The sequence below is a fragment of the Grimontia marina genome (genome assembly GCF_900060185.1).
Lineage (GTDB): Bacteria > Pseudomonadota > Gammaproteobacteria > Enterobacterales > Vibrionaceae > Enterovibrio > Enterovibrio marinus.
The window spans coordinates 1-4,603 of the sequence record NZ_FIZY01000110.1; the positions used below are offsets into that span (position 1 = coordinate 1).

6 protein-coding genes are annotated in these 4,603 nt (G+C 47.3%); 3 read left to right on the forward strand and 3 right to left on the reverse strand.

Annotated elements, in window-relative coordinates:
* Positions 1–634 (reverse strand): IS630 family transposase (locus GMA8713_RS25080; RefSeq protein WP_157515568.1); only part of this gene is annotated, 634 nt, incomplete at its 3' end.
* A gap of 112 nt (positions 635–746) precedes the next feature.
* Here GMA8713_RS25080 and GMA8713_RS25085 point away from each other — a divergent pair.
* Positions 747–953 (forward strand): DUF4174 domain-containing protein, encoded by a 207-nt coding sequence (locus GMA8713_RS25085; RefSeq protein WP_269747469.1) that lies wholly within the window; start codon positions 747–749, stop codon positions 951–953.
* Positions 954–993: 40 nt separating this feature from the next.
* Here the strand turns inward: GMA8713_RS25085 and GMA8713_RS25090 are convergent, their stop codons facing one another.
* A complete protein-coding gene (locus tag GMA8713_RS25090) occupies positions 994–1,335 on the reverse strand; it encodes a 4a-hydroxytetrahydrobiopterin dehydratase (RefSeq protein ID WP_062715327.1) in 342 nt (113 codons plus the stop codon).
* 14 nt (positions 1,336–1,349) lie between these two features.
* A complete protein-coding gene (gene phhA, locus GMA8713_RS25095) occupies positions 1,350–2,138 on the reverse strand; it encodes a phenylalanine 4-monooxygenase (protein WP_062715330.1) in 789 nt (262 codons plus the stop codon).
* 363 nt (positions 2,139–2,501) lie between these two features.
* On the opposite strand from phhA, the gene GMA8713_RS25100 reads away from it, so the two are divergent.
* Together GMA8713_RS25100 and ylqF are read left to right on the forward strand one after the other, a co-directional pair.
* Complete coding sequence (locus GMA8713_RS25100) at positions 2,502–3,335, forward strand: EAL domain-containing protein (RefSeq protein ID WP_062715332.1); 834 nt, start codon at positions 2,502–2,504, stop codon at positions 3,333–3,335.
* 147 nt (positions 3,336–3,482) lie between these two features.
* Entirely contained in the window at positions 3,483–4,427 is a 945-nt protein-coding gene (gene ylqF / locus GMA8713_RS25105; protein WP_062715334.1) for a ribosome biogenesis GTPase YlqF, read from the forward strand.
* Positions 4,428–4,603 lie beyond the last annotated feature (176 nt).

Sequence of the window (4,603 nt, forward strand, 5' to 3'; positions counted from 1 at the left end):
TGCAGTTCTGTCCCGGTGTGACCACTTTTTTCTGCTGGCCTTTTACCGTCCAGTCAGCCCCAATTTTGGGGTTAAGGTCGATATCAACTTCGTCTTCATAAAACACCGGATGGTCAACACTGCATTTGTCCAGCGCCTCACTTATCTGAGCGAGCTTTTCTTCCTTGTCAGGGTCTCGAATATTGAGGGTAGGTGCCGCCCTACGCCAGACGATCCCGATTTTCGGTAACCAACGCCTGACCGTAGAAGCCGCCACTGTACTTTGGAATACATCATTGAGCTGCATCGTTAAAAGCTCTGTACTCCAGCGGCTTCGCTGATAACCGAAATCCTGCGGGGAAAACTGAACCAGAATAGTCAGCATCGCACACATTTCGCTAACGGGAAGCGTTGGCGGTCTGCCAACAGGCAAAGCGTGCAGGGCATCCATACCACCTTGAGTAAACCAGTCAATCCACCTACCCACTGAGGAGCGGGCTGCACTGATAATACGGCAGACATCGACAATCGTTTTGCCTTCGTGGAGTTGCATGAGAGCAATAAGTCTGCGGGCATAATCCTTGTCCTTGGTAGTCTGTATCGCTTTTTTCATCCTACGACGTTCGCCACGAGGTATCGGTGCTATGATGGCCATCACTCAGTCCTTTTGTCGGTATGTTTCGGTTTGGCGATTGATCAGATCGCACAAAGCGGACTGAGTTTCTCTTATCTTTGAGATCTACTATTAGGAACAGCTATTTAGCGGGCTGTTTTCTTCCCAGGAGATCATCAAACTGATGAATAAATATCGCGTGAAAAATAACGAACACACTGCCGTGTTAATAGGAAAAGACGGAACAGAAAAAGCGCGCTGGCGTCAGGGCTTCGATATCGACGAAATGGTACAGATTATTGATGAAATGCCGATGCGCAAGGCAGAAATAAGGGAGCGAGGTTTGAGGTGTAGCATTTAAGAGAGGGGCATTGCGCCCCATTCTTACTTTTCACCGAATATCAATCTTCGAACAGCAAATCCGTTTTCGCTGCGCAGATAAAATCATTTTTGTGGAGACCTCTAATCTTGTGGGTCCACCAAGTCACTGAACAGCTTCCCCACTCCAGAAGAATCGACGGGTGATGCCCTTCGGCTTCAGCCAACTCCGCCACCCTGTCTGCGAATGCCCAGGCCAGTTTAAAATTGCGGAACTTATACACTCGGTGTAATTGGTTGATACCTTCCACATCAAGAAGCTGCCATTCAGGCAGCGTTGACATCATCCCTGCGGCCGCGTCTCCGTCAATTCGAGGGGCATCAGCGCGGCAGGCTTCACATTGTAGTTCAGATAACTGTTCCATTTCGTTCTCCCTATTTATGCGATTTTCTGAGGATAAAGTGGCGCATGTAGTCCAAGAGCTTTCGCCCTACTAACGCATTCAAGCAAGTCCAGCTTTTCGAGTTCGTACAATTCATCGAGCGTATTTAAATAAAAGTAGATGGGTTGCAGAATGTCGATGCGATAGGGCGTTCTCATTACATCGATCACATCCAGCTTTTTCCGAATGGGTTCATTGCTGTTAAATGAGTATTCGGTTTCAGCTGGCGAAGACAAAATCCCTCCACCATAAATAGACAAGCCGTCTCCGCTTTGAATCAGACCAAACTCAACAGTAAACCAATACAACCTTGCTAAATATACGCGTTCAGCCTTAGATGCTTTCACGCCGAGTTTTCCATAGTGCTGGGTAAAAGAAGCAAAGGCAGGATGCGTCAGCATGGCACAATGGCCAAAAATCTCGTGAAAGAAGTCAGGCTCCTGCAAATAGTCGAAGTCCTTTGGGGTGCGTAAAAAGGTGGCTACTGGAAATCGTTTTGACGCCAACAGTGCAAAAAAGTGGTCGAAATCAATCAGAGCAGGAACAGGTTCGAGCCGCCAGCCAGTGGTTTCTGCCAGTACACGATTAATGACAGGAATTTGAGGCGCACGGTTTTTGGGCAAATCGAGCAATTCGAGCCCTTCAAAATACTCACGGCATGCCTTGCCATTAATGCAGTCCAATTGTCTGGCAACGAGCTTAGACCAGACCTCATTCTCTTCATCGGTCCAATGAACATGACCTTTAGAATCCAATGGTTTAGATTCGTATTGATGTTGTTTCATCTCAACACCTCCCTGTTTTGTCTCTACAAAAAACGATAGCGGTTCAGCATCCAGAGGAAAATACCAAGGCAGGTTTTACGGAACACCAGTGCGTAACATTTTGTTTACATCTCGTTTTCACGAAGAGAGCCAACAAGGTCATGTCACTGATAGCAAGACGGAATCTACACTCATGTATGAAACATAAGTAATATTTTCAATATAGCCCTGTAAGATTAGGCCTATCAGGCTATTTTTATTGGTCGAAATACACACATCCCTCGGATAAGATCACATTAATTCACTCTTCGAACTAATGATTCATTTTCCGAAAGTGCGCTTTGTCGTAACATCGCTTGAATGTCATTTTGAGGTAAGGCAATCGTGGTAAAGCACTTAAGGACACAGTCGGAATTTGAAGAGTATTTGCGTGACGACAACAACGGCGACGTCATGGCTGTCTTCAATGGATTGGAGCTCCGGAGCGCATTCCAACCCATCTTTAGAGCAAATGGCACCGTACTCGGATTTGAAGCACTGGTTCGGGCCAGAAAAATAGATGGGGAACCAGCCTGCCCTTCACACCTATTTCGGAAACTCGACCATGACCACCCAGATTTTGTAAATCAGATTAGCATCGACAAACTTGCCCGCGTTATTCACCTCAGAAACTTCTCATCATTCGCTGGCAATCACTCAATCTTTCTGAACATGCTACCTTCTTCCGCTGTTGCTTCTATTGAAACCTTCTCCAACCAAAACCTGATGGTAAAACGCCTTGCTGAGCTTGGTATTCCGCGTCATCACGTTGTGCTAGAAGTGGTTGAACACCTACATGCCGACACCCTTTCACTGTCTGTTGCAACCACTCAGTCCATCAACAACGGTTTCCAAATCGCTGTTGATGACTATGGCGTTGAAGGTTCAGAAGAAATGCGTGTGCGAATGATCCGCCCAAGTCTGATTAAAATAGACCGCTCTTTGGTGCAACGATATGTCGAAGGTGAAGTGGAAGCCATGCTCCGTGCCATCGCCCTCTCGAAGGAAGTGAATGCGGAATTATTGGTTGAAGGTATTGAGAACCAGGAAGAATACGAAGCGATGCGCGCTCTACATATCAACTATTTTCAGGGCTTCCATCTAGGCATGCCACAGCGTTTGGAAGACTTTTTCGCCGCTAACCCCGGCAAACGCGGACCCACTCAGAAAGTGGAATAAACAAATCGGCTAATCTCTCGCCACTCTCCCTCGGTTCTTCCAGTTATTTTTTATCAAGTCTTCGTTAAGTGCTAAAATCCACGGCAACTTTTCGCCCCGGTGCAAACCGACTGGCGCATTTACAGAATTACAAAGGCAATCATTCGCATGATTAACAATTCCATCCAGTGGTTCCCGGGCCACATGCATAAAGCACGTAAAGAAATCGAAGAAGTGGTACCAAAAATCGATGTCATTATCGAAGTACTGGATGCGCGTATTCCGTTCAGCAGCGAAAACCCGATGATTCGCCGCATCCGCAAAGACAAGCCTGTGATCAAAGTGCTGAATAAGCGCGATCTCGCTGACCCGGAAATGACTGCCAAATGGCTAGATCACCTTGAAAAAGAGCAAGGCGTAAAAGCGATGGCTATCACTACCGAGCAGACCAGTGAAGTCAACAAAATCATGGATCTTTGCCGTAAGCTTGCCCCTCACCGTGAAGAAATGGGCAAGAACATTCGAACCATGATCATGGGTATTCCCAACGTTGGTAAATCTACAATCATTAACACATTGGCTGGCCGTGTTGTCGCGAAAACCGGTAACCAACCGGCTGTCACACGCCAGCAGCAGCGAATTAATCTGCAAAACGGCGTAGTGCTGTCTGATACCCCAGGGATCCTGTGGCCAAAAGTTGAAAACCCACACAGTGGCTTCCGCTTAGCTGCGACTGGCGCAGTAAAGGACACCGCGATGGAATACGACGAAGTGGCGTTCTACACAGTGGAATACTTGGCAAGCGCCTACCCAGAACTTCTGAAAAAGCGCTACAACATCGAAGAGCTGCCAGAAACCGAAGTGGATCTGATGGAAGCGATTGGTGAGAAGCGCGGCTGTTTGCGTGCTGGCGGCCGTATCGACCTGCACAAAGCGTCAGAGATTCTTATCAACGACCTTCGCAACGGTGCACTGGGTCTGATCACACTGGAACACCCAGACATGATCAGCCAGGAACTGGTTGAAGTAGAAGAAGCCGCAGCGCAGAAAGCAGAAGAAAAAGCGAAACACAAAGAAGAGCGTCGTAAGCGTTATTTGAAGAATAAGCGCTAAGGCGAGATTCGAGATAAAATGCTGCTTCCTTGTGTTCACTAAATAGCTGTTCCTAATAGTAGATCTCAAAGATAAGAGAAACTCAGTCCGCTTTGTGCGATCTGATCAATCGCCAAACCGAAACATACCGACAAAAGGACTGAGTGATGGCCATCATAGCACCGATACCTCGTGGC